The following is a 24,933-nucleotide window of genomic DNA, read 5'->3' on the forward strand; positions in this document are numbered from 1 at the left end:
GTTTTTGTAATAACTTAATTTCATAGCAAAATCAAGATCAATGAAATACTGTTTAGCAAGTTTATTTTGTTTTATATCATTTACGCTTTTATTTTCTCAAGAATCTATAAGTGCCAGATTAATTGATTCTACTACCCAAAAACCTATTCCTTTTGCTACCATTAGCTACGGAAAAAAGTCTGGCGTTATTAGTAATAGTGATGGCAATTTTCAAATTCACTTTAAAACAAAGCTTTCAAAATTTGATTCTGTTTTTATTAGTTGTTTAGGGTACAAGACCAAAAAATTTCCTGCTTTAAACTTTACAAATCAAGTTATTTTATTAAGTCAAAAATCTATTGAGTTAGATGAAGTTTTGGTATCAAACAAAAACTATTCTGTAGATGACATTATTAAAAAGACTTATGAAAACCTAGGTAATAATTATGACTTTGAATATAACCGAAGTAGGTTGTTTTACAGAGAATCTTATTTTAACCATATTATTAAAAACAGTATTAAAGTAAAAGAATCTACCATTCCCGAATTTAATCAACATTTTATAGACAGTATTATGTCTATTATGCCTAAAGAATCTGATGATTACACTGAAATACTAGCCGATTTATACACAAAAACCTATCCAGAAGAATCTAAAAAATTAGATATTATTAAAGCATCTCATCTCTACGACAAAAAGAAGGAAGTATCATTTAACGGACTTGAAAAACGGTTTAACGACATCTTTAAAAAGCATATTAAGCGTGATTCATATTTTAAAATTAAGTCTGGGATTTTTGGCACCAAGGAAGCAATAGATTCCTCTTTCTTTGACAGTGCTGATGCGGAAAAACAAAAGGAAAAAGAAAAAACCGATGCGTTTATTGAAGAGCAGAAAAAGAAGGAACAACAACGTAAAAAAAACTTCTTAAAACACAGAAAAAACACCATTTCTAATTTAGAACGTAGCAGCTTTGTATTTGAAGACTCTCATTTAAACTTTCTAGAAAAGCCCAAAAAGTACATGTTTGAGTTATTGGACTATATCTTTTTAAATGGAGAATTTGTTTATAAAATAAGTTTCCAGCCTAAGCGTAATGCCGACTATAAAGGTCTGTTATATATAAACACAGATGATTTTGCCATAATAAGAGTAGACTATGAGAACGTAAAATCCTTGAGAAATTTTAAGCTCTTAGGTATTTCGTATCAAGAAGAACTACATCGAGGCACATTAATCTATGCTAAAAATGATGTGGATACGTACACTTTAAAATATGCTGAGTCTGAAACTGGAAATAACTTCGGCATTAAGCGTCCGTTGAAAATTATTGAGAAGAACAAAAATGTAAAAGGTAGAAGAAAGCAGAATGAACTCTCAACAGACCTTCACTTTACTATATCAAACAGCACAAAAAAAGAATTAGTAGTTTTTGAAAGCAAAACTATCAATAAAACGGTTTATGATGTCTTTGAGGAAAAACCTAATGTAACCCCAACCTATTTATCGGCTTACGACCCAGTCTTTTGGGAAGGCTACAATGTAATAGAACCTAATCAAGCTATTAAGGATTTTAAGAGTATTGATTGATTACTTATTTCTACCCTTTTCATTTGGGTAAAGGATGGGTAAATCATCACTCTGCCAAAAAGCTTTAGTATCAATGTCCATAGCAGATATTTTTCCCGTAAATGCAGCACCTGTATCAATATTCCAAACATTCATGGCTTGGATGGGTACATCAGAATTAAAATGAATAGTAGGAGTATGCCCAATGTAAATTTCATGATAGAGCTTTAATCGTTTTGGATATAACTCAGAATGCTTTTCAAGTCGTTTATCCATAGTCAAGGCCATTTCCCAAAGTGTTCTGTCAAAATATAGTGTTTGTTGAAACACTTCTTTTTCTACACCATGCATAGACGTAAAACCAGCATGCAAAAACAAACGGTTTTCTGAGTCTATATGATACATTTTCATATTTTCAAAGAAGTGTAAATGTTTAGATTTCTCGTCCTCCAAAAACCCCTCATAACTTTCCATGGTTTCTTTTCCACCGTGCATATACCAAGTAGGGTTTACCTCACCACTTCTTAACCATTCTTCTGCCCATACATCATGATTTCCTTTTATAAAAATGCAATTAATGGTTTTAGAAAGATCTATTAAAAACTGTATAACTTGTGCAGATTCACTCCATCCATCAACATAATCACCAACAAAAATTAAATGGTCTTCGTCTTTTAACTCAACTTTATTTAAAACCTGAATTAAAGCCTTTAAGCCTCCATGTATGTCTCCAATTGCTATTACGCGCTCCATCTAATAATAATTTTCAGTAAAACTAGAATTTAATATTGTAATTCTGAAGACTAATGAGGTTAAGTTAGCATTAAAAATATTGCCCAATACCAAATACAAAACCTTTGGTAGCATTTTCTGAAATACCATAACCATAATCAATTCTAAAAATAGCGTTGTATATTTTTTTATGAATAAAACGAAGCCCTAAACCAGGGTATACTTTTACATTATCAGATTTGCTAAAGTCTCCAAAATCTCCCCCTGGATTACGCCATGTCCCAGCATCTACAAAAATATTACTTTGTAAAACAAACCAGTTTTTTTCATAAACAGTGTGCCTATATTCTGAGTTCAAGACAATAACACCCGTTCCTCTATCAATAGTATTTCCTACACCCCTAACATTTAAATTATTATCAACCGAAAAAGGGGCAAAAGGCGTTTCATCATTTGAAGATAGCCCCAACCTCATTCTACTGGCCCAATTGCCTTTATCTCCTATTTTCTTGAAATAAAAAAAATCGTTCCAGCCAATAAAAAAATCAGGAAGCATATCATTAGTTGAAGTTACATACTGAAAATTAAATATATTTCTAAAACCAGAAACGTACTGATAATCATAGTTAAGGTCATTGAACTCGTAAACTCCCTTAGCTAGCCATTTTTTTACATTCAACTCTGGTCTATCATTAACATTCTCACCCCTAAACCTATAATCCTCTTTAAAGTAGTTAATTCCAAATTCCAACCTATTATTAAAATCAAAACGATACAAACCTAAGATTTCATAGCTTTTATTGTTGTATCTATATTGAGCTGTTTCATCTGCAAAAAAAACGGGTTCTAAAGTTGTTAAATCTTGATAATTAACCGCTAACCCCCAATGGCTAGAAAACAAAAAAGGCGCTCTAAAATTTATGGCATGAGAATCGTAAACATCCTTCTGATAAAACCCTCCAAAAATGATATTTCTTCCGAACACATTAAATTCATAAACCCCAATTCTATATGCAAATTCATCATCATCGGTAGTGTAAAAGTTCACACTAGGAATTAAAGTGAAGTTTTCCTCAATATTATAAAAAACGTTGTACTCATTACTCTTAGAGATAAAAACTTGATATGAGGCATGCGACACCGAAGGTAATCGCTTAATAAGCTTTATATCTTCCTCAATTTTCAATGAATCTAATACATCACCAGGTTTTACAGATGCTATTTTTTTGATAAATGATGACTTTATCTTTTTATTTCCTTGAATTTTGATATCTGAAATTAACTTATCCTGTGCATTTGCAAAAAAAGAAACACATAAGAGTACACACAACAAAAGTTTAATATTCATCATTCAACAGTAAAAGGTGACATTATAACATGGTTTACCCAATTATCTATGCTCACATCCATAACTGTAAATATATAAGTTTCTCCTGAAATTAAATTAGGTGGTTCATTTCGGGTTACATTTAAAACAACATTTTTTAAATTATAATATTGAAAATGATTCTCTTTTGTATAAGTACCTGACAATAACTCCAATGCTTCTGTAGACAACACTTGAAAAAAAATAACATTGTTTTCTTCAGATAGTGTTGACCAAGAAAAATGAGGCATTAAAGAACTAGATTGATCAACCATTATATCTGTACTCCAAACTGTTGGTTGAAAACTTAACTTCATTCTAATAGGAGTTGAAATTTCAGTTTTGCCTTCCTTTTCAAAAACTACTAGAGTCCATTTACAATCAGACCGTAGTTTAAATACTCTTAAAGCACCTTGAAAAAAAGGTTCTGATTTTTGTGGCACAAACTGATATTTTGAAAAGTCCTTTCCATCTTCAGCCCAAGATTGGTAGAGCCTAAAGTCTGATGAACCATCTTCCGGATAAAAATATATATTGTTAATGTCTGGAATACCATTATCACTTGCTGCACAAGCTATTACTTGATCATTTAGAAATGTTTTATCTATTAAAAAGTTCGATAAAATGGTTTCATTATCATTTACTAAAGGAACACTATCGTCTTCTAAACACGTCATTAATAGAAATAAAGGTATGTAGTAAATTAATCGCTTCATAACTTACTGTAATGTAATTTAATTATGGCTTCTGCGGGTTTATTTTGTGGTGTAAATCTAGAATTGTTCAAGCCTCCTGCCTTTTCATGGTTGTGATACCATTTCCAGAGAAAACCCCCAGAAAACCATTCTTTATCCCAAAAAGTTTGAAACAGTGCTTTGGTTGCGTTGGTCTGAGCCTCTAAATTAACCTGATTCATTTCTCTATCACTTTTCCAAGGCTCTTTAACTGAAAAATCCACACTCCTGTAACCAAACTCAGTGAATAAAATAGGTTTATTAAAAATTTCTTGTTTTTTCTCTATTTCAGGTAAGTGATTTTGCCATCCTTCTAAACAATCTTTAACAGATGGCGTTTTATTTTTACTCAAAGGAAAATAAGCATCAATACCTATAAAATCTAATTTGCTCCAAAATGGTGTTCGCTTAAATTCATCCCAATTGGCTGCATAAGTGATATTACCTCTATAAACTTTTTTTACTTTTTTTATTAAATCAAACCAATAGTTAGGTCTATTATCAATAAAAGCTTCAAGCTCTGTACCCATACAAAAAATTTCAACTTTTAATTCTTCAGCTAATTGCGCGTAATCCAAAATGAATTTTGAATAGCTATCCTCTAAGATTTTCCAATCATCATCACTATTCATTTTAATATAACCCGTAAACTCACCTCGCCAAACCCAAATTTGAGGTTTGAGCATAATTTTAATATTTTGTTTTCTGAGTTCATTAATATATTGCTTAGCCCCTTCTTTAGTTTCACCAAACCATTGGCGCTCGGTATTATAAATTACATTAGGACTATTAATAGTTCTGAGAAACCCAAATGGCATAACCGAAGCATAATTTGCGTTGACCTGCACTACAGGTTTTACGTGATATTCATAAATTCTGTCCCTAGAAGCAACAAAGCTTACACCATTTATTTTCTCTAACTGTGCAGCACAGGAATTTAAAAGCAAGCTTAGTACTAGAACTATTAGGGATTTTAATCTTTTCATTATTTGATGATTTGCAAATCCCTAATTTACTACTTAAGAATTAAAACAACGCTCTTAAACCAATGTTAAATGTCTGACCCAAACCTGAATTCTTACCTCTAAAGAAATTGGAGTATAAAAACTCAATATTCAGTTCTTTTGTTAACTGATATTTAGCACCTCCACCAAGTATGGAGGCATTTTGACTAAAATCATTCTCTCCTTGGTCGTTACCTCCAAAGGAAATCAATTGCAAATGTTGCACTAAACCTAATACTGTGAATTTAGAACTAGGGAAATAGCTTAAAAACACACCAGGAGTTAGGCGTAAACTATTGTATGCAAAACTAGATTGCTCCCCAAAGTTATACTCTGTGTTCAACTCTGTGAATAATTGCCAATCGCCTCCCGAAAAACTATAATCATAAAAAAATCTATTTTGAAAAATGAAACCGTCTTGATCTAAAAACACACCATCTTCAGATTCATTGTCTATTAGTGGAATATGAAAGGCGGTTTGAATAGTAAAATTACCAAGACTTTTTATTGGGTTAAACTTAATTGCGGGAGCAAATGATGTTAAACCGGAACGCGCCGTACCCGTTTCTCCATCAAAAGAAAAGACATCTAGAGTATTTCTACCCCCTATAGCGTTTGAACGCACTTCAAATAACAGACCAACGTTAAAACTATTGTTACTAGACACTCCTGTAAAAATATCAACACTTGATGTGAAAAATGTATTTCTAGGAATATCTCGTTTTTGTGTCCCCTCTGAATTCCCAAACAAATCTTTTGTTTCCGTATACAAATTGTTAAACCATTTTATATCCCATTGCCCTTTTTTAAGAAGAATTGATGGGGTATAGGTTTGAATTACACTACGTTCCTCTTGTGCTTCTTCTTGCGAAAATCCATTAAAGGATATCGCTACTAATGCCAACACTATTACTATTATTTTTTTCATTGTTTTGATTTTTGGTTTATTATTTCGTTTTTAAAAATTTGATGTTATTGTTTATTAATTGTCCAATTGTAAGGAAAGTAACTAAGCTTCCATTTACCTTCTAATTTTTCGCTTCTATGTTTGTTAATAAAATCAATTTCATCCATACCATTACCTATAAAATCATCTTTATACCATTCCATAATTTGCGATACTTGCACACGATTTTTCTTGGTATTCACCTGAATAAAATTCCCATTTATAGCCTTTTTAGTTTGAGAATCCAATTGCTGTTCCAAGTTATTAGGCAAATATGCTTCGCTTATTAATGGTGGACACCCAATAGCACCACATACTAAAACAAAATGAAAACGCGCATCATTAAACTGTGCTCTCAAAAGTTTGTGTTCAATATCATTAAGGGTAATATCTTTACCGGCTAAACTGTAGGTGGTTTTATCGAAAAACCCTGTTTTATCAAGTGGTGAGTTGATTGGATAGTTATCGATTAGTCCTTTTATTACAGATAAATTATAAGCATTAATCCAAAACGCTTGATAATTTTCAGCATCACTTTTAGATACCGAAATACCTTCTGCAATTTTTAAAATTTCATTTAATTTAGAGGGGTCTTTAGCTATGTTCCCATATGCTACTCTGCCATTTGCTACGTTTGCCTTTAAAAAAATATCAGCTTTGTTGAAAAACGTATTTAAGTCTTGAGCTTTTACTGATACCACAACGGTTAAAAAGGTTATGAATAAAATATTTGATTTCATTTATAAGAGATTTAAATTTTAATTTTCTGAACCTTAAGTCTTCCTTACTTAATGAAACTTTCAAAAAAATTTGCAAATTTCTCGCGTCTTTAAACGTCAATAATCCTTACAGCTCCCTTACAATTTAAACTTGTTCTAAATTATATTAGCTTTTTAAGTTCTTATATTTAAGTGCGACCTAATAGCACATAACATCCAAAAATTATGGAACACATCGTTATTATAGGAAATGGTATTTCTGGCGTTACTGCAGCCAGACACATTAGAAAACTTTCCAATAAAAAAATTACTATTGTTTCTTCTGAAACTGATTATTTCTTCTCCCGAACTGCGTTAATGTACGTTTACATGGGGCATATGAAATTTGAGCACACCCAACCCTACGAAAAATGGTTCTGGAAGAAAAATAAAATCGACTTAAAAAAGGGGTATGTAAAGTCTATTGAAAGTAAAAATAAGCTTCTTCATTTTTCTAATGGTGAAACTTTGAGCTATGACAAATTAATTATTGCTACTGGTAGTAAACCCAATAAGTTTGGATGGCCTGGGCAAGATTTAGATGGTGTTATGGGCATGTACCACAAACAAGATTTAGAAAATCTCGAAAAGTATGCTCCCAACAATAAGGTTTGTAAAAGAGGGGTTATAGTTGGTGGCGGCTTAATTGGTATTGAATTAGCCGAAATGCTAAGCTCTAGAGACATACCTGTTACCTTTTTAGTACGTGAAAGTAGTTTTTGGAACGGTGTTTTACCCGAAGGCGAAAGCGCCATGATAAACAGACATATAAAAAATCATCATATTGATTTACGTTTAGGTGCAAATCTTAAAGAAATTAAAGCTGATGAAAATGGTAAAGCGAAATCTGTAGTCATTGCAGAAACAGGTGAAGAAATAGCTTGTGATGTAGTAGGATTAACCGCAGGCGTATCTCCTAATATTGATTTTATAAAAGGTTCTAAAATTGAAACTGGTCGTGGCGTAAAGGTAAACAGATATTTAGAAACCAACATTACAGATATTTATGCTATAGGCGATTGTGCCGAACAATATGAAAGTATAGACCAACGCAGACCCATCGAAGCCGTTTGGTACACTGGCAGAATGATGGGCGAAACCGTGGCACGAACCATTTGCGGTAATCGCATTCCATACAACCCAGGGCACTGGTTTAATTCGGCCAAATTTTTTGACATAGAATATCAAACCTACGGATGGGTGTTCTCTAAGCCTAGAGAAAACGAAGCACATTTTCACTGGATACATAAAGACGACACCAAGTGTATTACGGTGTGTTATGATACCAACACTAATAAATTTCTTGGCATTAACACTTTTGGCATACGCATGCGGCATGAAGTTTTTAATACTTGGCTTAATGAAGAACGCGATGTAGATTTTGTAATGAAAAACTTATCAAAGGCTAATTTTGACCCTGAGTTTTTCAAGCACTACGAAACAGACATTTTTAACGCTTTTAAAAACAATCTTATTACAACATAACATGGCAACTATACAACGTAACATGTCTCTTACGGGAGATGTCTCAGACCACCTAAATCCTTTACAAAAAACAGGTACAATAATAGGCTTTGGTGGTTTAGTAATATTAATGTATTCACTTTTTGGTGATATAGAAGATAAAGCCCTTTGGCTTACCATAGCCCTAATTGCTCTTGCTGGGGGTATTCTTTTATTTTCAAAAGGTTTGTATAACGATAAACTAAAAGGTATAAAAAACCACGGTGTTTGGTTTAAAAGCATCTCAAGCAGAGGTTTTTGGGGATGGTTAGCAGGCATTACATTAACAGGTTTTTATGTAATACTCTACTTTTATGAAGGTCTCTTGGGAGCAAACCCTGATGGCAATACAGGATTAATAGCTCTTTTTGATCCCTTAAGTAAATTCTTAAGTGGTAACCCTGCGAGCCAATGGTTTGTTTATGGCACACTTTATACGGTTGCTATACTGGCATTTGGTATCAAATTTATCTGGAAATACAAACACAATCGCTACGAACAATTAAGAACTATAAGCGTTATGTTTTTTCAAACCGCCTTCGCTTTTATTATTCCAGAATTAATGGCACGACTAAATAGCGATAGCTTTTCTTTACCTTACAACGATTTGAAGAATATGTGGCCACTAAACTATTATGCTTTTGATGGTTGGCGTGTAGATCAGTTTATAAATGCAGGTAATATAGGTTTGGCTTTTTTAATTTTTGGAATACTCTCTGTGTTTGTTATCTCCCCATTTTTAACATACAAGTACGGTAAACGTTGGTACTGTTCTTGGGTGTGCGGATGCGGTGGTTTAGCTGAAACAGCAGGAGACTCTTTTAGACAGTTAAGTGACAAGAGCATGTTTGCTTGGAAAGTAGAACGTTGGGTAATTCATTCTGTATTAGCGTTTTCAGTTGTTATGACCACTGCTGTAATCAGTACTTATCTTGGTTACGATTCTGAAAAATACTGGTTAACAAAAGATATCTTTTTAATTAGTGTTGCTGTATTTTTGGGGCTGTTATTCGCAGTAATTTGGTACTTTAAAAAAGAAGAGCTAAAAAAGGATGCGCGTTATGGTGCTATAGGATATTTAGTAATTGTACTTGCCCTTATAGGAATACATTACTTTTCTGGCACACAAAACAATAAAGTATTTATTTTTGAATCAGGAGATTTAAGAAGCTTCTATGGATTTTTAATCGGCTCTATATTCTCTGGAGTTATTGGAACAGGCTTTTATCCTTTGCTAGGTAACCGTGTTTGGTGCCGCATGGGTTGCCCTATGGCTGGTATTTTAGGATTACAACAACGCTTATTCTCAAAATTTAGAATAACCACCAATGGCGGGCAATGTATTTCATGCGGTAACTGCTCCACGTATTGCGAAATGGGCATAGATGTACGTTCTTACGCGCAAAAAGGTGAAAATATTGTACGTGCCAGTTGCGTAGGTTGCGGTATTTGTTCTGCTGTTTGCCCAAGAGGTGTTTTAAAACTAGAGAATGGCCCTCAAAAAGGACGTATTAACCCAACCGAAGTATTGTTGGGGAATGATGTAGATTTGATGGATTTAGTAAATAAATCTTAAACTTATTTATAATCAAGTTGTTGTCCTATAATTTGACCACCTAAATCGCTTATTGTATTTTTGCCACTTAATAACAATTTATGCCCGTAATTAAGGTTATCATTCCTGCTCATAATGAAGCTGATTCTATTGCTAACGTAATAAATGATATTCCTGAGATAGTTGATGAAATAATTGTTGTTAGTAATAATTCAACTGATGATACCGAGATTTATGCACGTAATACGGGAGCCACTGTTTTACTAGAAAACAGAAAAGGTTACGGTTATGCCTGCTTAAAGGGAATAGATTATGTGAACAATAAACCCAACAAACCTGATATTATCGTTTTCTTAGATGGTGATTACTCCGATTACCCCGAAGAACTAACTAAAATAGTTAATCCTATTATTAATGATAATTTAGATTTTGTGATTGGGGCAAGAGTAAAAGAACTTAGAGAATCTGGTTCTATGACTTTTCCGCAGATATTTGGTAATTGGTTGGCTACTTTTTTAATGAAACTAATGTTTAGATCTAAATTTACTGACTTAGGTCCCTTTAGAGCTATTAAATTTGATACATTATTAGCACTTAAAATGGAAGATAAGACCTATGGCTGGACAGTAGAAATGCAACTTAAGGTCTTGAAACAAAAGCTTAGTTATATTGAAATCCCAGTGAGGTATAGAAATAGAATAGGAGTATCAAAAGTTTCAGGTACTGTAAAAGGTGCTATATTTGCAGGCATAAAAATATTAGGTTGGATATTTAAATACAGTTTTAAATAATGATTATAGAAACCATCGTTATTCTTATATATACCATTGCTATATTACTCATTTTCATGTATGCTTTGGCTCAATTAAATTTATTATTCAATTACGTTTCTGCAAAGCAAAAAGGTGATTCACCTAAGTTTGATTTATCAAATCCTGATGAAGTCCCTTATGTCACTATACAACTTCCGGTATATAACGAAATGTATGTCATGGAACGTTTGTTGGATAATATTGCTAAAATTGATTATCCACATGATAAATTGGAAATTCAAGTATTAGATGATTCTACTGATGAAACCGTTAATAGTACAGCGGAACAGATAGAAAAACTTCAGCAAACCGGATTAGATATTAAGCATATTACGAGAACTAATCGTGTTGGGTTCAAGGCTGGTGCCCTAAAAGAAGGATTAGAAATTGCCAAAGGCGAATTTATTGCCATCTTCGACTCTGATTTTTTACCGAAATCAGATTGGTTAAAACGCACGGTACCTTATTTTAAAAACGAAGACATTGGTGTAGTTCAAACCCGTTGGGGACACATAAACCGAAATTATTCTTTACTAACCAAAATTCAAGCTTTTGCATTAGATGCTCATTTTACCTTAGAACAAGTTGGAAGAAACAGCAAGGGGCATTTTATTAACTTTAATGGAACAGCTGGTATTTGGCGTAAACAGTGTATCATTGATGCCGGAAATTGGGAAGGCGATACCTTAACCGAAGACCTTGATCTTAGTTACCGTGCACAATTAAGAAACTGGAAATTTAAATACCTTGAAGATGTTGAAACACCTGCGGAACTACCTGTGGTTATAAGTGCTGCGCGTTCACAACAATTTAGATGGAATAAAGGAGGGGCTGAAAACTTTAGAAAAATGATGTGGCGTGTTATAAAGAGTCAAAATATTTCTGCCAAAACCAAGGTTCACGGGTTATTACATCTACTAAACAGCACCATGTTTTTAAACATTCTTATAGTGGCAGTTTTAAGTATTCCTATGCTCTACATAAAGAACGAATATGCACATTTAAAAACCTATTTTTTGGTAATGAGTTTCTTTGTACTTAGTACAGTTATTTTCTTTATATGCTACTGGATTATGTACAAAAACATATATGGTAAAGGCCTCAAAAACTTTGTGGGCTACATTGGTATGTTCTTTGTCTTCTTTTCCATAGCTATGGGGTTTTCTCTGCATAATTCTATTGCTGTTCTAGAAGGTCATTTAGGAAAGAAAAGTGAATTTGTACGTACGCCTAAATTTAATATTAGTAAGTTTAAAGACAACTGGAAAAATAATAAATACATCAAAAAAACAGTTTCTGTACATGTGATTTTTGAAGGTGCTTTGATGCTTTATTTTGGATTTGGTATGTATAGTGCTTTTGTAGTAGGTGACCAAGGTGGTGACTTTGGTCTTTTTCCATTTCACTTGATGCTCTTTATTGGTTTTGGGTACGTGTTTATTAAATCGCTAGCATCTAAAGTTTAAGAAAGTGAATAAAAAAAGGCCTTTTGTATCAAACAAAAAGCCTTGATTTTAAACCATCTTTTATTTACATATTCTTCAACTCTGAAACCAAATCTGTTAATACTTTTTTGGCATCACCAAATAACATAGCAGTTTTAGCGTTATAGAATAATTCATTGTCAATTCCTGCATAACCTACATTCATACTTCGCTTATTTACAACAATATGCTTTGAGTTTTCAACATCCAAAATAGGCATACCATAAATAGGACTTGATGGATCATTATGCGCTGCAGGATTAACAACATCATTGGCACCAACAACTAAAACCACATCAGTATTGTTGAACTGGGGATTAATATCTTCCATTTCAACAAGCATATCATACTCAACATTAGATTCTGCCAAAAGTACATTCATATGACCAGGCATGCGTCCCGCTACAGGGTGAATAGCATACTTAACATTAACACCTTTTTTTGTCAGAAGTTCTTCTAACTCATGAATAACATGCTGCGCTTGAGCTACAGCTAATCCATAACCAGGAACAATAATTACATTAGTTGCATAGTTCATCATAATAGCCGTATCACTAGCAGTTGTGCTCTTAATAGAACCCATGGTTTTATTGACTCCTTCTGGTCCTGCAGTGGCAGTGAATGAACCAAATATAACAGATGCTAAGGTTCTATTCATAGCTACACACATAGCCACCGTTAAAATGATTCCTGCAGAACCTACCAAAATACCTCCAACTAACATGACCATATTATCATACAAGACTCCAGTAATAGCAGCGGCAATACCAGTTAAGGAGTTCAATAATGAGATTACCACAGGCATATCAGCTCCTCCAATAGGCATAACAAATAAGATACCATAAACCAATCCGCCAGCTAATAAAGCATATAATAATAGTGAGCTGTCAATACCACCCGCAACCATATAAACAGCTAAAACAACCACACCAACAATGAATAGGTTGTTTACTATATTATATTGAGGAATCTTGATGACACTCTTTACAGAACCATTCAACTTCCCAAAGGCCATTAAACTTCCTGAAAAGGTAATTGCACCAATAATAATAGCAGCTAAAATAGTAGCCACCACAGAGGCACTTGTTGCAGAAATATCAGCATTACCAAACTCTACAATACCAATTAAAGCAGCACTGGCACCACCAAAACCGTTAAATAAAGATACTAACTCTGGCATTTTGGTCATTTCAACCTTAATAGCAATTAGCCATCCAATAATAGTTCCTACTAAAATGGCAATACCTATTAAAACATAAATAATAGTTGGCACCTCCAAATCGTGAATAAAAATGGTTCCAATAATGGCTATACCCATACCTGCAGCTGCAATTAAATTTCCTGATTTGGCTGTATCTGGGTGTCCTAATCGCTTTAATCCAAATACAAATGTTACCGTTGCGATTAGATAAATTATACTTAATGTTACACTCATTATTTCTTCTTTTTAAACATTTCTAACATTCTGTTGGTAACGGCAAAACCACCAACAACATTTAAAATTCCTAATACAACCGCTACAAACCCAAGCGATAAAGCCAAATAATCTGTAGGGTCTGAATGCAACATTACCAAAATAGCCCCAACGATGACCACACCACTCAAGGCATTGGCTCCAGACATTAATGGTGTATGTAAAACAGCGGGGATACTCTTAATTAGCTCTACTCCAACAAAGGTTGCTAAAATAATGATGTAAACAATCTGTAAATTGCTACTAATAAATTCTATTAAATTTTCCATTTTTGGTTAGTTATTTTTTACGTTGAACTCCGTCTTGAACAATAAGGGTTTCATTGGTAATCTCTTCCTCTAAATCCCATTTAAATTTCAAGTTTTCTGTTAAGTGTACAATAAAGTTATATATATTTTTAGCATATAGCTCACTGGCATTAGTAGAAACACTCTCTGGCGCAACACTAGTTCCAATAACTTTAACACCGCTAACAATTACCTTTTCATTGAGTTTACTTACCTCACAGTTTCCACCTTGTGCCGCTGCTAAATCAATTATTACAGCACCATTCTTCATTTGTTTTACTTGTTCTTCAGTAATTAAAACTGGTGCTTTTCTACCAGGAACATTAGCCGTTGTAATTACCAAATCTGCTTTGAATAAAGATTCATTCACTGCTTCTTTTTGCCTTTTTTGATAATCTTCTGAAGCTTCTTTGGCATAACCTCCTTCAGACGCCTCTCCAGTATTATCAACTGAAATAAATTTTGCACCTAAGGACTCTGCTTGTTCCTTGGTTTCAGATCTAATATCAGTTGCTTCAACAACTGCCCCTAAACGTTTAGCAGTAGCAATTGCTTGTAAACCTGCAACGCCAACACCGTAAATCAAGACTCTTGATGGTGTAATAGTTCCTGCAGCTGTCATCATTAAAGGGAAAATTTTTGTCATTTCGTAAGCTCCTAAAATGACTGCCTTATAACCCGCTAAGTTATTTTGCGAACTTAAAACATCCATATCTTGTGCTCTAGAAATACGTGGCATAGCATCAAGTGAGAAGGCAGTTGCCCCTTTTTCTGAAATAGCTTTGATTAATTCTGGATTTGATTTGTGATAAAGTTGACTCATCAAAATATGATGGCTTTGTACTAGCTTTAAATCTTCATCATCAAATGGATTAATTTTAATTAGTACCTGTGCTGACTTAAAAACGTCTTCTTTGGTAGATAAAGACGCTCCTGCTTCTTTATAATCAGAATCTCTATATAAAGAATTTTCTCCAGCACTTTTTTCAACAAAAATCTCAAATCCTTTTTCAACCAATTTCTTAGTTATAAAAGGGGATAAAGCAACGCGCTTTTCACCATTTTGAGATTCCTTTAAAACTCCTATTTTCATTTTGTTATTAATTAGTCTAGTTTTTGGTTAGTATTTTATGATTAGAATTAATAGTTATATCACCAATTGTCTGTTCTGAAAGATGAAACCGGTAATAAGCTTGTATCAAACAACGTTCCTCTTACCCAATTTTTCCAGGCATAACGTACAGCTTTTGGCTCTGTTACTTTATTATTGTGCACCAATACCTTATTACCTTCAATAATTTGAGCTTCCGCTGGATAAAACACCTTATCGTCTCCTGCAATTTCAAAATCAGATAGCCCTTTTTTATTATACAAACCACCATTTACATTGTTAAACTCTAAAATAATTGTTCCATTTTTAACCATATAGGATTTGTAGGTTGGTGACGCATAATCTATTGCAGTATAGCCATAAGTTTGATTTAAAGCATTAAATAACAACCTATCTGCAACTTCTTTCTTTTTGGGTGGATGGATAAATTTTTCTTCGCCTATATCTAGAGTAATAGCTATTCCAGAATTTGGAATTAAATTCAAACATTCTAATTGGGCTTCCCGTATATATGCTGTATTATCCGTTTTCTTTTTATATTCCTCATCTCCACTGTATATATATGGAGCTATTTGAGCATAATAGATGGGAAATTCTTCTCCTCCCCAGCGCTCTCGCCAATCTTTTACCATTGCTGGAAATAAAATTTTATAAGAATTAGGATCTTGTCTATTAGCCTCTCCTTGATACCATAACACACCTTTTATCTTATAGGGTATTAATGGATTTATCATAGCGTTAAAAAGTATGGTTGGGGAGCGTTGCGGGCTTTTACTTGCAGGTGCCATACTTACTCCTTCCTCCTGCAAGTTTTCTAAAACCTCAGCACTCATCCATGCTTCTATCTTACTACCACCCCATGACGAATGAATAAGACCCACCGGAACGTCTAAAATTTCTTGTAATTGTTTTCCAAAAAAATAGGCGACAGCACTAAACTCTGAAACAGTTTCAGGTGATGCATGCGTCCAACTATTAAAATCTCTCAAGTCTTGTAAAGGTGTTTCAGAGGTTTTTTTATTTGCTGTAAACAAACGCAAATTCGCATTTTTTGAAAGCATTATGGCTTTATTCCCTCCAAATGTTGGCTGACCATTATACCCTCTTAATGGTTGAAACATATTGGACTGACCTGAACACAGCCATACTTCACCAAATAGGATATTATCTAAAATAATGGTGGAAGTTTGCGTTTTTATTTCTATTGTTTGAGGCGCTTTACTATCATTTGTATTTACTGAAATACGCCAATTTCCATAATCATCTGCTTTTATTTTTAGCTCCTCTGTTAGCCAACTCGATTTAATGGAAAATTTTTCGTTAGCATCTGCCCATCCCCATAATTCAACTGTTGTATCTCTCTGTAACACCATATTTGAAGAAACTATGGCTGGAAGTTTAACTTCAGCTCTAACCAATTGTACCATTAAGGAAAAAAATAAGATAGCTAGTAAATGTAGTTTCTTTGCTTTCATTTTAATTGATTTTTAAATTACTGAGGAAATTTTGCCTTTATTTTATCTAGAGATAAATTGTGAATACTTCCTACATGGGTATGTTGTTTAGAAGTATCTGGAATATAAGTACCGTCTTGTACTTCTCCTCCAATTTTTTGATAAGCTTCTCTAAAGCTTTGCCCTTCAACAACAAGCGTATTGATATTGTCTACAGTAAAAAGATATTTGTATTTATCATCATTCAAATCAACATCTTTTACAATTACTTGCTGAATGGCATAGTTGAAAATATCCAGAATATCTTTTAGATCTTCAAAAGCAGCAATCATATTTTCCTTTAACAACTGAAAATCTCTATGGTAACCACTTGGTAAGTTATTGGTGATTAATACCATTTCTGTTTGAAGCGCTTGAATCTTGTTAGATTTTCCCCTAATCAACTCAAATACATCTGGATTCTTTTTATGAGGCATGATACTACTACCTGTGGTTAACTCATCTGGAAAGGTTACAAATCCGAAATTCTGACTCATATATAAACATACATCCATAGCAAATCTTGAAAGGGTGTTTGCCAAACTTCCTAAGGCTGCAGAAATAGTGCGTTCATTTTTTCCTCGTCCCATTTGTGCTGCAACTACATTATATTTTAAGGTTGAAAATTCCATTTCTTGGGTTGTTAATTCTCTGTCGATTGGAAAAGAACTACCATAGCCCGCGGCAGATCCTAAGGGATTTTGATCTACCGTTTTTAAAGCGGCATTTAATAAAAACACATCATCAATCATCAACTCTGCATAAGCCGAAAACCATAACCCAAATGATGATGGCATAGCAACTTGCAAGTGCGTATAACCAGGTAAAAGTTTATCCTTATGCGTTTCTGCCAAATCTAAAAGTGTATCAAACAATGTTTTTACTTTGGTTTTAATTAATTTTAAATTCTCTTTATAATAAAGATGACATGCCACTAAAACTTGGTCATTTCTTGAACGTGCTGTGTGTATTTTTTTACCAACATCTCCCAAAGATTTCGTTAACTCAAATTCAATTTTAGAATGTACATCTTCAAATTGTTCATCAATAACAAAAACTCCTTCCTCAATTTGTTTAGCTAAAACCTCCAGACCTACTAAAAGCTGTTCTAATTCTTTGGCTGATAAAACACCAATACTTTGTAGCATTTTTGCGTGTGCTTTTGATGCAATAACATCATACTTTGCTATATGAATATCAATTTCTCGGTCGTTACCTACCGTGAATTGTTCTATTTTATTGTCTATTGATATCCCTTTGTCCCAGAGTTTCATTTTTTCTTGTTTATTCGTTTAGATATTGATTCGTTTAAACGATTACCCGATTCAACAATTCAACATAAATTTTAATACCTTCTTCGATTTCGTTTAAATAAATAAATTCATCTGCCGAATGCGAACGTGTACTATCTCCAGGTCCTAGTTTTAAACTAGGACAAGATAAAACCGCTTGATCTGATAAGGTTGGCGACCCATAAGTGCTTCGTCCCATGTCAATACCTGCTTTAACTAAAGCATGGTCTGTTGGTATTGACGATGAATTTAATCGTAAACTACGTGGTGTGATGCTGGTTACTGGCGCATTATCTTGTAATATTTTGTCTATTTCAGCATTAGTATAAGCATCATTTACCCTAACATCAATTACCAAATTCAAATCTGCTGGAACCGCATTGTGTTGTTTTCCTGCATTGATTTGGCTCACTGTTAATTTTACATCACCTAAAGCTTCAGAACCCTTTTCAAACTTAAAATCTTTAAACCACTGCAATACATCAATAGCTTTATAAATCACATTGTCATCATTTGGGTGTGCTGCATGACTTGGTGTACCGGTTATAACTGCATCAAAAACTACTAGCCCTTTTTCTGCGATAGCTAAATTCATCAAGGTTGGCTCTCCCACAATGGCTACATCAATTTTTGGAATCACAGATAACATACTGTTTAAACCATTGGGGCCACTACTTTCTTCTTCTGCAGAAGCTACAATCACCAAATTATATTTTAGCTTTTTATGATGGTAATAATAGGTGAAAGTTGCCAGTAGAGACACCAAGCAACCACCCGCATCATTACTTCCTAAACCATATAATTTTCCATCTTCAACAATGGCTTTAAAAGGGTCTTTAGTATATGCTGAATTAGGTCTTACGGTATCGTGATGGGAATTGAGTAGTAACGTTGGATTACCTTCTTCAAAATATTTATTAACTGCCCAAACGTTATTTTTGGTTCTTTTGTATTCAATATCATAACGCTTAAACCAAGCTTCGATATGAGATGCGGTTTGGTCTTCTTCTGAAGAAAATGATTGCGTCTCAATTAACTGCTTTAATAATGCGATAGCATCTTGGGTTAATTCTTGAATCATCGTTACAAGGTTATCATTGTAAAATTATCATTTTCTTGTGTTAACATAGATGTATTTCCCATATTAATAGTATTAACACCATTATTCAAAGCGTCAAAACAATTCTCTAGTTTTGGTAGCATGCCATCAGCTATAATACCTTTTTTCAACAATTCATTATATATTTTTGAATCGATATGTTTAATTACTGAGTTCCTATCATTAATATCTTCTAATACGCCATTCAATTCAAAACAATAGTAAACCGAGGTTTCATAGACTTCGCTCATACCAACGGCAACCTGAGATGTAATAGTATCGGCGTTTGTATTTAACAATTGCCCATCACCATCATGTGTTATGGCACAAAAAACCGGCGTAAAATCTGCTTTAATTAGTTTATCAATGGATTGGTGAGCAACTTTCTTTATATCACCCACAAAGCCAAAGTCGATATCTTTTACGGGTCTTTTGTATGATGTGATACTATTTACATCCGCTCCGGTTAATCCAATAGCATCAATACTTAGTGCTTGTAGTTTAGCAACAATATTCTTGTTTACTAAACCACCATAAACCATCGTAATAACCTCTAATGTTTCTGCATCAGTAATACGTCTACCATCAACCATTTTTGACTTTATACCTAATTTTGCAGCCACACTAGTAGCACGCTTACCGCCACCATGGACTAGTATTTTTTTACCTTCTAATTTTGAAAATAATTGTAAAAAAGCATCCAAGGATTTGGAGTCTTCAATAATATTCCCTCCTATTTTTACAATGGATAATTTTTCTTTAACCATTTTCCAATATTTTTTTTAGCACTAATTGTGCTGCATAGGTTCTGTTATTGGCTTGTTCAATTACAATTGAACTGTCACTATCTAATACGGCATCTTTAACCACCACATTTCTTCTTACCGGTAAACAATGCATAAACTTGGCATTGCCAATTTTTTCTTTTGTAATCATCCAATCTGGGTCTGTATTCACTACTTTTCCGTAATGTTCATAAGAGCTCCAGTTTTTCGTGTATACAAAATCGGCATCTTCAAACGCTTCTTTTTGATTGTGATAAACAGGGGTGTCTCCAGTTATTTCAGGATTTAAATCATACCCCTCAGGATTGGCTATCACAAACTCCACATCCATTTTCTGCATGGCTTGGGTAAAACTATTGGCTACGGCATGCGGTAGCGCCTTTATATGTGGCGCCCAACTCAATACCACTTTAGGTTTAGAAACTTTTTTGTATTCTGAAATAGTTAAAGCATCTGTAAATCCTTGTAGTGGATGTCCTGTTGCACTTTCCATATTCACAATTGGTACTGAAGCATATTTCATAAAAGCATTCATAACCTGCTCACTTTCATCTTTTTCTTTATCGGTTAATGTAGGAAATGCACGTACTGCTATGATATCACAATATTGAGATACTACCGCTGCAGCTTCTCTGATATGCTCAGCCATATTTCCATTCATTACAGTGCCATCTTCAAACTCCAATCCCCATGCATCGCCTGATACATTCATAACTATAGGATTCATTCCTAAATTCAAAGCAGCCTTTTGAGTACTTAAGCGTGTGCGTAAACTAGAATTAAAAAAGAGCAACCCTAATGTTTTATCTTTTCCTAAGTCTCTATATTTAAGCGGATTCGCTTTTAATTCTTTTGCTTCCTTAATCCAGTCATCTATATTGTCTATATCATTTATGGAAGTGTAATGTTTCATTATTTCTCTTTTATTTATAATGTAATGCTGAAACAGATTCAGCATAACGTCATTTTATCTTGGTAAACGGCACGTTATTTTCCATAGCATTCAGAATAAAATTATCCTCTAAACCGTTTACTATCCATGTTTCTATTTTTGCTCTTTTTGTGACCTCAGCAGCTTGAATTTTACTTTGCATACCACCACTACCGTGCGATGATTTTGAACTTACTACTTCATCAGCAAGCTCCTTAAAATCGGTTACTTCCTTTATAGTTTCTGGCATGCCATTCTGCATTGAACTTTTAGTATATATTCCGTTGGTATTTGTTGCTATAATAAACAAATCTGCATTAACTAAAGAAGCGGTCAAAGCGCCTAATTTATCATTATCTCCAAATTTAATTTCATCAGTAGCTACGGTATCATTCTCATTAATGATTGGAATATAATTGTTATTTACCAACACGTTGATAGTATTTGTAATATTGACTTTACTTTCCTCTTTTTCAAAATCTGAATAAGATAATAAACACTGAGAACTCAACAACCCATATTCCCTAAAAATTTCCTGATAGATTCTAATTAAATGAGGCTGCCCTATGGAAGCTAAGGCTTGTTTAACAAAAAGCTCCTTACGTTTACTTTCCAGTTTTACAAATTGCTTTGCAACAGCTATAGCCCCAGAGCTTACTATAATAAACTCACAGGTATCTTGAAGTTTAGCAATTTGATTGGCGATGTCCTCAATCTTTCCTCTGGAAATATTATTCGTTTCCTTGGTTAAGGTATTGGAGCCTATTTTTAGTAATATGCGTTTCTTTTTTGGCATTCTATCTTATTTGTCCGTTACCATGAACATACCATTTATTAGTTACCAAATGTTGCAGACCAATTGGTCCTCTTTGGTGTAATTTATCTGTACTTATAGCCAACTCGCCACCTAAACCTAATTGTCCGCCATCAGTAAATCTGGTTGAGGCATTATGATAGACTGCCGCAGTATCTACATTTTCCATGAAGGTTTTAGCTTCGGCTTCATCGTTTGTTATGATGGATGACGAATGTCCTCCAGAATATTTGTTGATTTTAGCAATGGCATTAGCATTAGAGTCTATTTCACCAATAACTATTTTATAATCTAAAAATTCTTCATACCAAATATCATCAGATTCAAAACTATTAATTTCTTCAAACTTAGATGTTTGTGCATCTCCTAAAATCTCAACATTAAACTCTTTTAATTTTGAAATTAAGGTTTTCATAAAACGTTCTTTATCAGGTAAATTAGAATCAACAAGCACTTTATCAACAGCATTACATGCCGAAATTTTAGCTGTCTTTCCATTAATAATTACATCTAAGGCAATAGATTTATTAGCATCTTTATGCACATAAACAAAATTGTTTCCACGACCACTTACGATTACCGGACACGCCGCATGCTCTTTTACAAAAGCAATTAAACGCTCACCACCACGAGGCACTATTAAATCTACTGGCTGTGTTGGCTTTTCTAGAAATGCTTGTGTTTCTGTTCTATCAAATTGCAAATACTCAACCCAATCTTTAGATGCTCCCTCTTCTTTTAACACTTGGTGCCACAATTCCACAATTTTTAAATTAGAACGCAACGATTCTTTACCTCCTTTTAATAAAATTTTGTTTCCAGATTTAAAGGCAATTCCAGCAGCTTCTACTGTTACGTCTGGTCTTGATTCATAAATAATAAGTACCGTACCAAACGATGCGGTTTTATTGTAAACCTGCATACCGTTATCGTGCTTAAAACTAAAACGTTCTACCCCTACTGGGTCTTCCTGAGAAGCTAAATGTGTTACGGCTTTAATCATTTCATCAACTTTAGAATCGTCAACTTTTAAACGGTCATACATTGAGATGTCTTCGCCATTGTATGATTCTAAATCTACTTTATTTATATCAATTATTGCTTGACGTTCTTGCTCTAAAAGCATTGCCATTTTAAGCAATACCGCATTTCTTGTTTCTATGGATAATAATGTGTTCATTTTCTTTTTTTCAGTGTTCATTTATCTATTATCTATTTTACAGTTTCTGTTATTTTCTTGAGGGCTACATTCAAAATATCAAAGAACTCATCTACATGAACCTTTTCAATATTCAAAGGTGGTAAAATGCGTAATAATTTTTTGTTGGCAGCACCACCAGTGAATACCTTATGATTATAAATTAATTCTTTTCTAAGCGCCCCAACTTCAAAATCAAATTCTAGCCCGAGCATTAAGCCCCTTCCTTTTATTTTTTTTATCTGCGGAATGTCTTTAGCCTTTTCAACAAAATAGGTCCCTACTTCATTTACATTCTCTAATAAATTTTCAGATTCAATGGTATTTAGAACCGACAAACCCGCTGCACATGCTAAATGATTGCCTCCAAATGTGGTTCCCAACATACCATATTGGGCTTCGATGTTAGGGTGAATTAAAATTCCTCCAATAGGGAATCCATTCCCCATACCTTTAGCTATTGAAATAATGTCTGGTGTTACATTATAGTACTGAAATGCGAAAAACTTACCTGAACGCCCATAACCAGATTGCACTTCATCAGCAATAAACATGGTGTTATTAGCTTTACAAAGTGCATCCACTTGTTCAAAGAACTCAGCAGTTCCTTGGTCTAAACCTCCAACACCTTGAATAAATTCTACAATTACCGCACATACGTCATCTCTCTCTAATTCGGTTTTAACAGCATCAATATCATTCAATTCTAAAATAGTTACATCCTGTTGTGCATTGATTGGTGCTACGATATTTGGATTATCAGTTGCTGCCACAGCGGCAGATGTACGTCCATGAAAGCCTTTTTTAAAAGCTACTACACGTTTCTTTCTAGTTTTAAAAGATGCCATTTTTAGTGCATTCTCATTAGCTTCAGCTCCAGAATTCACCAAAAACAACTGATAACCATCACATCCAGAAAGTTGTTCCAATTTACTTGCTAACTCCTGCTGTAGTGGGTTTTGAATGGCATTAGAATAAAATCCCAATGCATTCACTTGTTCTGTAACCGCCTTTATATAATTTGGATGCGCATGCCCAATAGAAATCACAGCATGTCCTCCGTAAAGGTCCAAATATTCAGCCCCTTTGTCATCATAAATATGAATTCCTTTTCCTGAAACCGGTGTTACATCATATAATGGATAAACGTCAAATAATGGCATGTTTAACTATTTTTAATTTGATTAATTTTTTCGAATGAAGCATTGATTCCTTTGATTAAAGAAGAACTCAATCCTTGATGCTCCATTTCATTTAATCCCTCAATAGTGCAACCACTAGGAGTTGTTACTCTATCAATCTCTGCTTCTGGGTGTCTACCAGATTCTTTCAACAAACTAGCCGCCCCATAACAGGTTTGCAACGCTAATTGATGTGCTTCTTCGGCTTCAAACCCTAATTGAATAGCACCTTGGGTAGTGGCACGTACCAAACGCATCCAAAAAGCAATACCGCTGGCACAAATTACTGTGGCTGCTTGAATTTGTTCTTCAGGAATTACCATAGTAGTTCCTAATTGGTTAAAAATGGTTTTAGCCAATTCAATTTTTTCTTCACCAATTTCATTAGCCGATAAACAGGTCATGGATTTCCCTATGGAAATAGCTGTATTTGGCATGACGCGAATAATATGCTTATCTGTACCAATAACACTTTCAATTTTTGAAATAGCAAATCCAGCGGCTACCGACATAATTAAATGTTTCTTAGTAATCTCTGTGGCTACTTCTTTTAAAACAAATTCTACATGCCTTGGTTGCAAAGCGAAAATCACTAAATCAGAATTCAGAACCGCCTCTCTATTATCGTTGGTAATGATGACATTTTCTTCATCTTCAAACTCAGAAACCGCAGATGTATTCTTGTCACTCAAATATAAAGAGGTAAACGTTTTATTTTTGATTAAGCCTTTGGCTATTGAACTTCCCAAATTTCCAGTTCCTATGATAGCTATTTTCATAATTCTTTATTTTTTGTCATTCCCTAGAATTAGAGAATCTTTTTTT

The 24,933-nt window shown here is 33.8% G+C and carries 23 protein-coding genes; 5 read left to right on the plus strand and 18 right to left on the minus strand.

What is annotated here, in order from left to right; genetic code table 11:
- Positions 1-40 precede the first annotated feature (40 nt).
- The gene (locus DFQ02_RS01205; protein WP_116039160.1) at positions 41-1,570 is read left to right on the plus strand and encodes a carboxypeptidase-like regulatory domain-containing protein; all 1,530 of its coding nucleotides are present in this window, start codon (positions 41-43) and stop codon (positions 1,568-1,570) included.
- On the opposite strand, the gene DFQ02_RS01210 is transcribed toward DFQ02_RS01205, so the two are convergent.
- From DFQ02_RS01210 to DFQ02_RS01235, 6 genes are all read right to left on the minus strand, one after another.
- A complete protein-coding gene (locus tag DFQ02_RS01210; RefSeq protein WP_116039161.1) occupies positions 1,571-2,302 on the minus strand; it encodes a metallophosphoesterase family protein in 732 nt (243 codons plus the stop codon).
- A gap of 70 nt (positions 2,303-2,372) precedes the next feature.
- Positions 2,373-3,632: a POTRA domain-containing protein gene (locus DFQ02_RS01215; protein WP_317124686.1), complete on the minus strand. Its 1,260-nt coding sequence runs from the start codon at positions 3,630-3,632 to the stop codon at positions 2,373-2,375.
- The gene (locus tag DFQ02_RS01220) at positions 3,629-4,363 is read right to left on the minus strand and encodes a hypothetical protein (protein WP_147297717.1); all 735 of its coding nucleotides are present in this window, start codon (positions 4,361-4,363) and stop codon (positions 3,629-3,631) included. The genes DFQ02_RS01215 and DFQ02_RS01220 overlap by 4 nt, the downstream gene beginning before the upstream one ends.
- Positions 4,360-5,367, minus strand: a complete 1,008-nt coding sequence (locus DFQ02_RS01225) for a glycoside hydrolase family 113 (RefSeq protein WP_116039164.1) — start codon at positions 5,365-5,367, stop codon at positions 4,360-4,362. The genes DFQ02_RS01220 and DFQ02_RS01225 overlap by 4 nt, the downstream gene beginning before the upstream one ends.
- 40 nt (positions 5,368-5,407) lie before the next feature.
- Positions 5,408-6,313, minus strand: coding sequence for a hypothetical protein (locus DFQ02_RS01230; RefSeq protein ID WP_116039165.1), 906 nt, complete (start codon positions 6,311-6,313; stop codon positions 5,408-5,410).
- A gap of 44 nt (positions 6,314-6,357) precedes the next feature.
- The gene (locus tag DFQ02_RS01235) at positions 6,358-7,071 is read right to left on the minus strand and encodes a DUF547 domain-containing protein (RefSeq protein ID WP_116039166.1); all 714 of its coding nucleotides are present in this window, start codon (positions 7,069-7,071) and stop codon (positions 6,358-6,360) included.
- Between the two features lie 204 nt (positions 7,072-7,275).
- On the opposite strand from DFQ02_RS01235, the gene DFQ02_RS01240 reads away from it, so the two are divergent.
- The 4 genes from DFQ02_RS01240 (at position 7,276) to DFQ02_RS01255 (ending at position 12,425) form a co-directional block, all read left to right on the plus strand.
- Entirely contained in the window at positions 7,276-8,574 is a 1,299-nt protein-coding gene (locus DFQ02_RS01240) for an NAD(P)/FAD-dependent oxidoreductase (RefSeq protein WP_116039167.1), read from the plus strand.
- A gap of 1 nt (position 8,575) precedes the next feature.
- Positions 8,576-10,168: a 4Fe-4S binding protein gene (locus DFQ02_RS01245; protein WP_116039168.1), complete on the plus strand. Its 1,593-nt coding sequence runs from the start codon at positions 8,576-8,578 to the stop codon at positions 10,166-10,168.
- An 80-nt stretch (positions 10,169-10,248) separates the two neighbouring features.
- Positions 10,249-10,938 (plus strand): glycosyltransferase family 2 protein, encoded by a 690-nt coding sequence (locus DFQ02_RS01250; protein WP_116039169.1) that lies wholly within the window; start codon positions 10,249-10,251, stop codon positions 10,936-10,938.
- Positions 10,938-12,425: a cellulose synthase family protein gene (locus tag DFQ02_RS01255; protein WP_116039170.1), complete on the plus strand. Its 1,488-nt coding sequence runs from the start codon at positions 10,938-10,940 to the stop codon at positions 12,423-12,425. The genes DFQ02_RS01250 and DFQ02_RS01255 overlap by 1 nt, the downstream gene beginning before the upstream one ends.
- A 64-nt stretch (positions 12,426-12,489) precedes the next feature.
- Here DFQ02_RS01255 and DFQ02_RS01260 read toward each other — a convergent pair whose 3' ends face one another.
- The 12 genes from DFQ02_RS01260 to proC are packed head-to-tail and all read right to left on the minus strand — an operon-like array spanning position 12,490 to position 24,887.
- Positions 12,490-13,878 carry an NAD(P)(+) transhydrogenase (Re/Si-specific) subunit beta gene (locus DFQ02_RS01260; protein WP_116039171.1) on the minus strand — a complete coding sequence of 463 codons (1,389 nt, stop codon included), beginning with the start codon at positions 13,876-13,878 and terminating at the stop codon, positions 12,490-12,492.
- Complete coding sequence (locus DFQ02_RS01265; RefSeq protein ID WP_116039172.1) at positions 13,878-14,186, minus strand: NAD(P) transhydrogenase subunit alpha; 309 nt, start codon at positions 14,184-14,186, stop codon at positions 13,878-13,880. The genes DFQ02_RS01260 and DFQ02_RS01265 overlap by 1 nt, the downstream gene beginning before the upstream one ends.
- A gap of 10 nt (positions 14,187-14,196) precedes the next feature.
- A complete protein-coding gene (locus DFQ02_RS01270) occupies positions 14,197-15,297 on the minus strand; it encodes an NAD(P) transhydrogenase subunit alpha (protein WP_116039173.1) in 1,101 nt (366 codons plus the stop codon).
- A 59-nt stretch (positions 15,298-15,356) separates the two neighbouring features.
- Positions 15,357-16,790, minus strand: a complete 1,434-nt coding sequence (locus DFQ02_RS01275; protein ID WP_116039174.1) for a sialate O-acetylesterase — start codon at positions 16,788-16,790, stop codon at positions 15,357-15,359.
- A gap of 17 nt (positions 16,791-16,807) precedes the next feature.
- A complete protein-coding gene (argH, locus tag DFQ02_RS01280; protein WP_116039175.1) occupies positions 16,808-18,082 on the minus strand; it encodes an argininosuccinate lyase in 1,275 nt (424 codons plus the stop codon).
- 34 nt (positions 18,083-18,116) lie between these two features.
- Entirely contained in the window at positions 18,117-19,181 is a 1,065-nt protein-coding gene (locus DFQ02_RS01285) for a M20 family metallo-hydrolase (RefSeq protein WP_116039176.1), read from the minus strand.
- 2 nt (positions 19,182-19,183) lie between these two features.
- Positions 19,184-19,966, minus strand: a complete 783-nt coding sequence (argB, locus tag DFQ02_RS01290; RefSeq protein WP_116039177.1) for an acetylglutamate kinase — start codon at positions 19,964-19,966, stop codon at positions 19,184-19,186.
- Positions 19,959-20,897 (minus strand): N-acetylornithine carbamoyltransferase, encoded by a 939-nt coding sequence (locus tag DFQ02_RS01295; RefSeq protein ID WP_116039653.1) that lies wholly within the window; start codon positions 20,895-20,897, stop codon positions 19,959-19,961. The genes argB and DFQ02_RS01295 overlap by 8 nt, the downstream gene beginning before the upstream one ends.
- Positions 20,898-20,946: 49 nt before the next feature.
- Entirely contained in the window at positions 20,947-21,711 is a 765-nt protein-coding gene (gene proB, locus DFQ02_RS01300; protein WP_116039178.1) for a glutamate 5-kinase, read from the minus strand.
- Position 21,712: 1 nt separating this feature from the next.
- Complete coding sequence (locus DFQ02_RS01305) at positions 21,713-22,909, minus strand: glutamate-5-semialdehyde dehydrogenase (protein ID WP_116039654.1); 1,197 nt, start codon at positions 22,907-22,909, stop codon at positions 21,713-21,715.
- A gap of 32 nt (positions 22,910-22,941) precedes the next feature.
- Entirely contained in the window at positions 22,942-24,090 is a 1,149-nt protein-coding gene (locus tag DFQ02_RS01310; RefSeq protein ID WP_116039179.1) for an aspartate aminotransferase family protein, read from the minus strand.
- Between the two features lie 2 nt (positions 24,091-24,092).
- Complete coding sequence (gene proC / locus DFQ02_RS01315) at positions 24,093-24,887, minus strand: pyrroline-5-carboxylate reductase (RefSeq protein WP_116039180.1); 795 nt, start codon at positions 24,885-24,887, stop codon at positions 24,093-24,095.
- Positions 24,888-24,933 lie beyond the last annotated feature (46 nt).

The organism is Seonamhaeicola aphaedonensis (genome assembly GCF_003386195.1).
Classification (GTDB): domain Bacteria; phylum Bacteroidota; class Bacteroidia; order Flavobacteriales; family Flavobacteriaceae; genus Seonamhaeicola; species Seonamhaeicola aphaedonensis.

Excerpts from the sequence above, each read along its gene's own strand:
- DFQ02_RS01215 (WP_317124686.1), bottom strand. The coding sequence starts at position 3,632 with ATGATGAATATTAAACTTTTGTTGTGTGTACTCTTATGTGTTTCTTTT.
- DFQ02_RS01220 (WP_147297717.1), bottom strand. The coding sequence starts at position 4,363 with ATGAAGCGATTAATTTACTACATACCTTTATTTCTATTAATGACGTGT.
- argH (WP_116039175.1), bottom strand. The coding sequence starts at position 18,082 with ATGAAACTCTGGGACAAAGGGATATCAATAGACAATAAAATAGAACAA.
- DFQ02_RS01250 (WP_116039169.1), top strand. The coding sequence starts at position 10,249 with ATGCCCGTAATTAAGGTTATCATTCCTGCTCATAATGAAGCTGATTCT.
- DFQ02_RS01245 (WP_116039168.1), top strand. The coding sequence starts at position 8,576 with ATGGCAACTATACAACGTAACATGTCTCTTACGGGAGATGTCTCAGAC.
- DFQ02_RS01265 (WP_116039172.1), bottom strand. The coding sequence starts at position 14,186 with ATGGAAAATTTAATAGAATTTATTAGTAGCAATTTACAGATTGTTTAC.
- DFQ02_RS01255 (WP_116039170.1), top strand. The coding sequence starts at position 10,938 with ATGATTATAGAAACCATCGTTATTCTTATATATACCATTGCTATATTA.
- DFQ02_RS01210 (WP_116039161.1), bottom strand. The coding sequence starts at position 2,302 with ATGGAGCGCGTAATAGCAATTGGAGACATACATGGAGGCTTAAAGGCT.
- proC (WP_116039180.1), bottom strand. The coding sequence starts at position 24,887 with ATGAAAATAGCTATCATAGGAACTGGAAATTTGGGAAGTTCAATAGCC.
- DFQ02_RS01235 (WP_116039166.1), bottom strand. The coding sequence starts at position 7,071 with ATGAAATCAAATATTTTATTCATAACCTTTTTAACCGTTGTGGTATCA.
- DFQ02_RS01205 (WP_116039160.1), top strand. The coding sequence starts at position 41 with ATGAAATACTGTTTAGCAAGTTTATTTTGTTTTATATCATTTACGCTT.
- DFQ02_RS01225 (WP_116039164.1), bottom strand. The coding sequence starts at position 5,367 with ATGAAAAGATTAAAATCCCTAATAGTTCTAGTACTAAGCTTGCTTTTA.
- DFQ02_RS01310 (WP_116039179.1), bottom strand. The coding sequence starts at position 24,090 with ATGCCATTATTTGACGTTTATCCATTATATGATGTAACACCGGTTTCA.
- DFQ02_RS01275 (WP_116039174.1), bottom strand. The coding sequence starts at position 16,790 with ATGAAAGCAAAGAAACTACATTTACTAGCTATCTTATTTTTTTCCTTA.
- proB (WP_116039178.1), bottom strand. The coding sequence starts at position 21,711 with ATGCCAAAAAAGAAACGCATATTACTAAAAATAGGCTCCAATACCTTA.
- DFQ02_RS01285 (WP_116039176.1), bottom strand. The coding sequence starts at position 19,181 with ATGATTCAAGAATTAACCCAAGATGCTATCGCATTATTAAAGCAGTTA.
- DFQ02_RS01295 (WP_116039653.1), bottom strand. The coding sequence starts at position 20,897 with ATGAAACATTACACTTCCATAAATGATATAGACAATATAGATGACTGG.
- argB (WP_116039177.1), bottom strand. The coding sequence starts at position 19,966 with ATGGTTAAAGAAAAATTATCCATTGTAAAAATAGGAGGGAATATTATT.
- DFQ02_RS01270 (WP_116039173.1), bottom strand. The coding sequence starts at position 15,297 with ATGAAAATAGGAGTTTTAAAGGAATCTCAAAATGGTGAAAAGCGCGTT.
- DFQ02_RS01305 (WP_116039654.1), bottom strand. The coding sequence starts at position 22,909 with ATGAACACATTATTATCCATAGAAACAAGAAATGCGGTATTGCTTAAA.
- DFQ02_RS01260 (WP_116039171.1), bottom strand. The coding sequence starts at position 13,878 with ATGAGTGTAACATTAAGTATAATTTATCTAATCGCAACGGTAACATTT.
- DFQ02_RS01240 (WP_116039167.1), top strand. The coding sequence starts at position 7,276 with ATGGAACACATCGTTATTATAGGAAATGGTATTTCTGGCGTTACTGCA.
- DFQ02_RS01230 (WP_116039165.1), bottom strand. The coding sequence starts at position 6,313 with ATGAAAAAAATAATAGTAATAGTGTTGGCATTAGTAGCGATATCCTTT.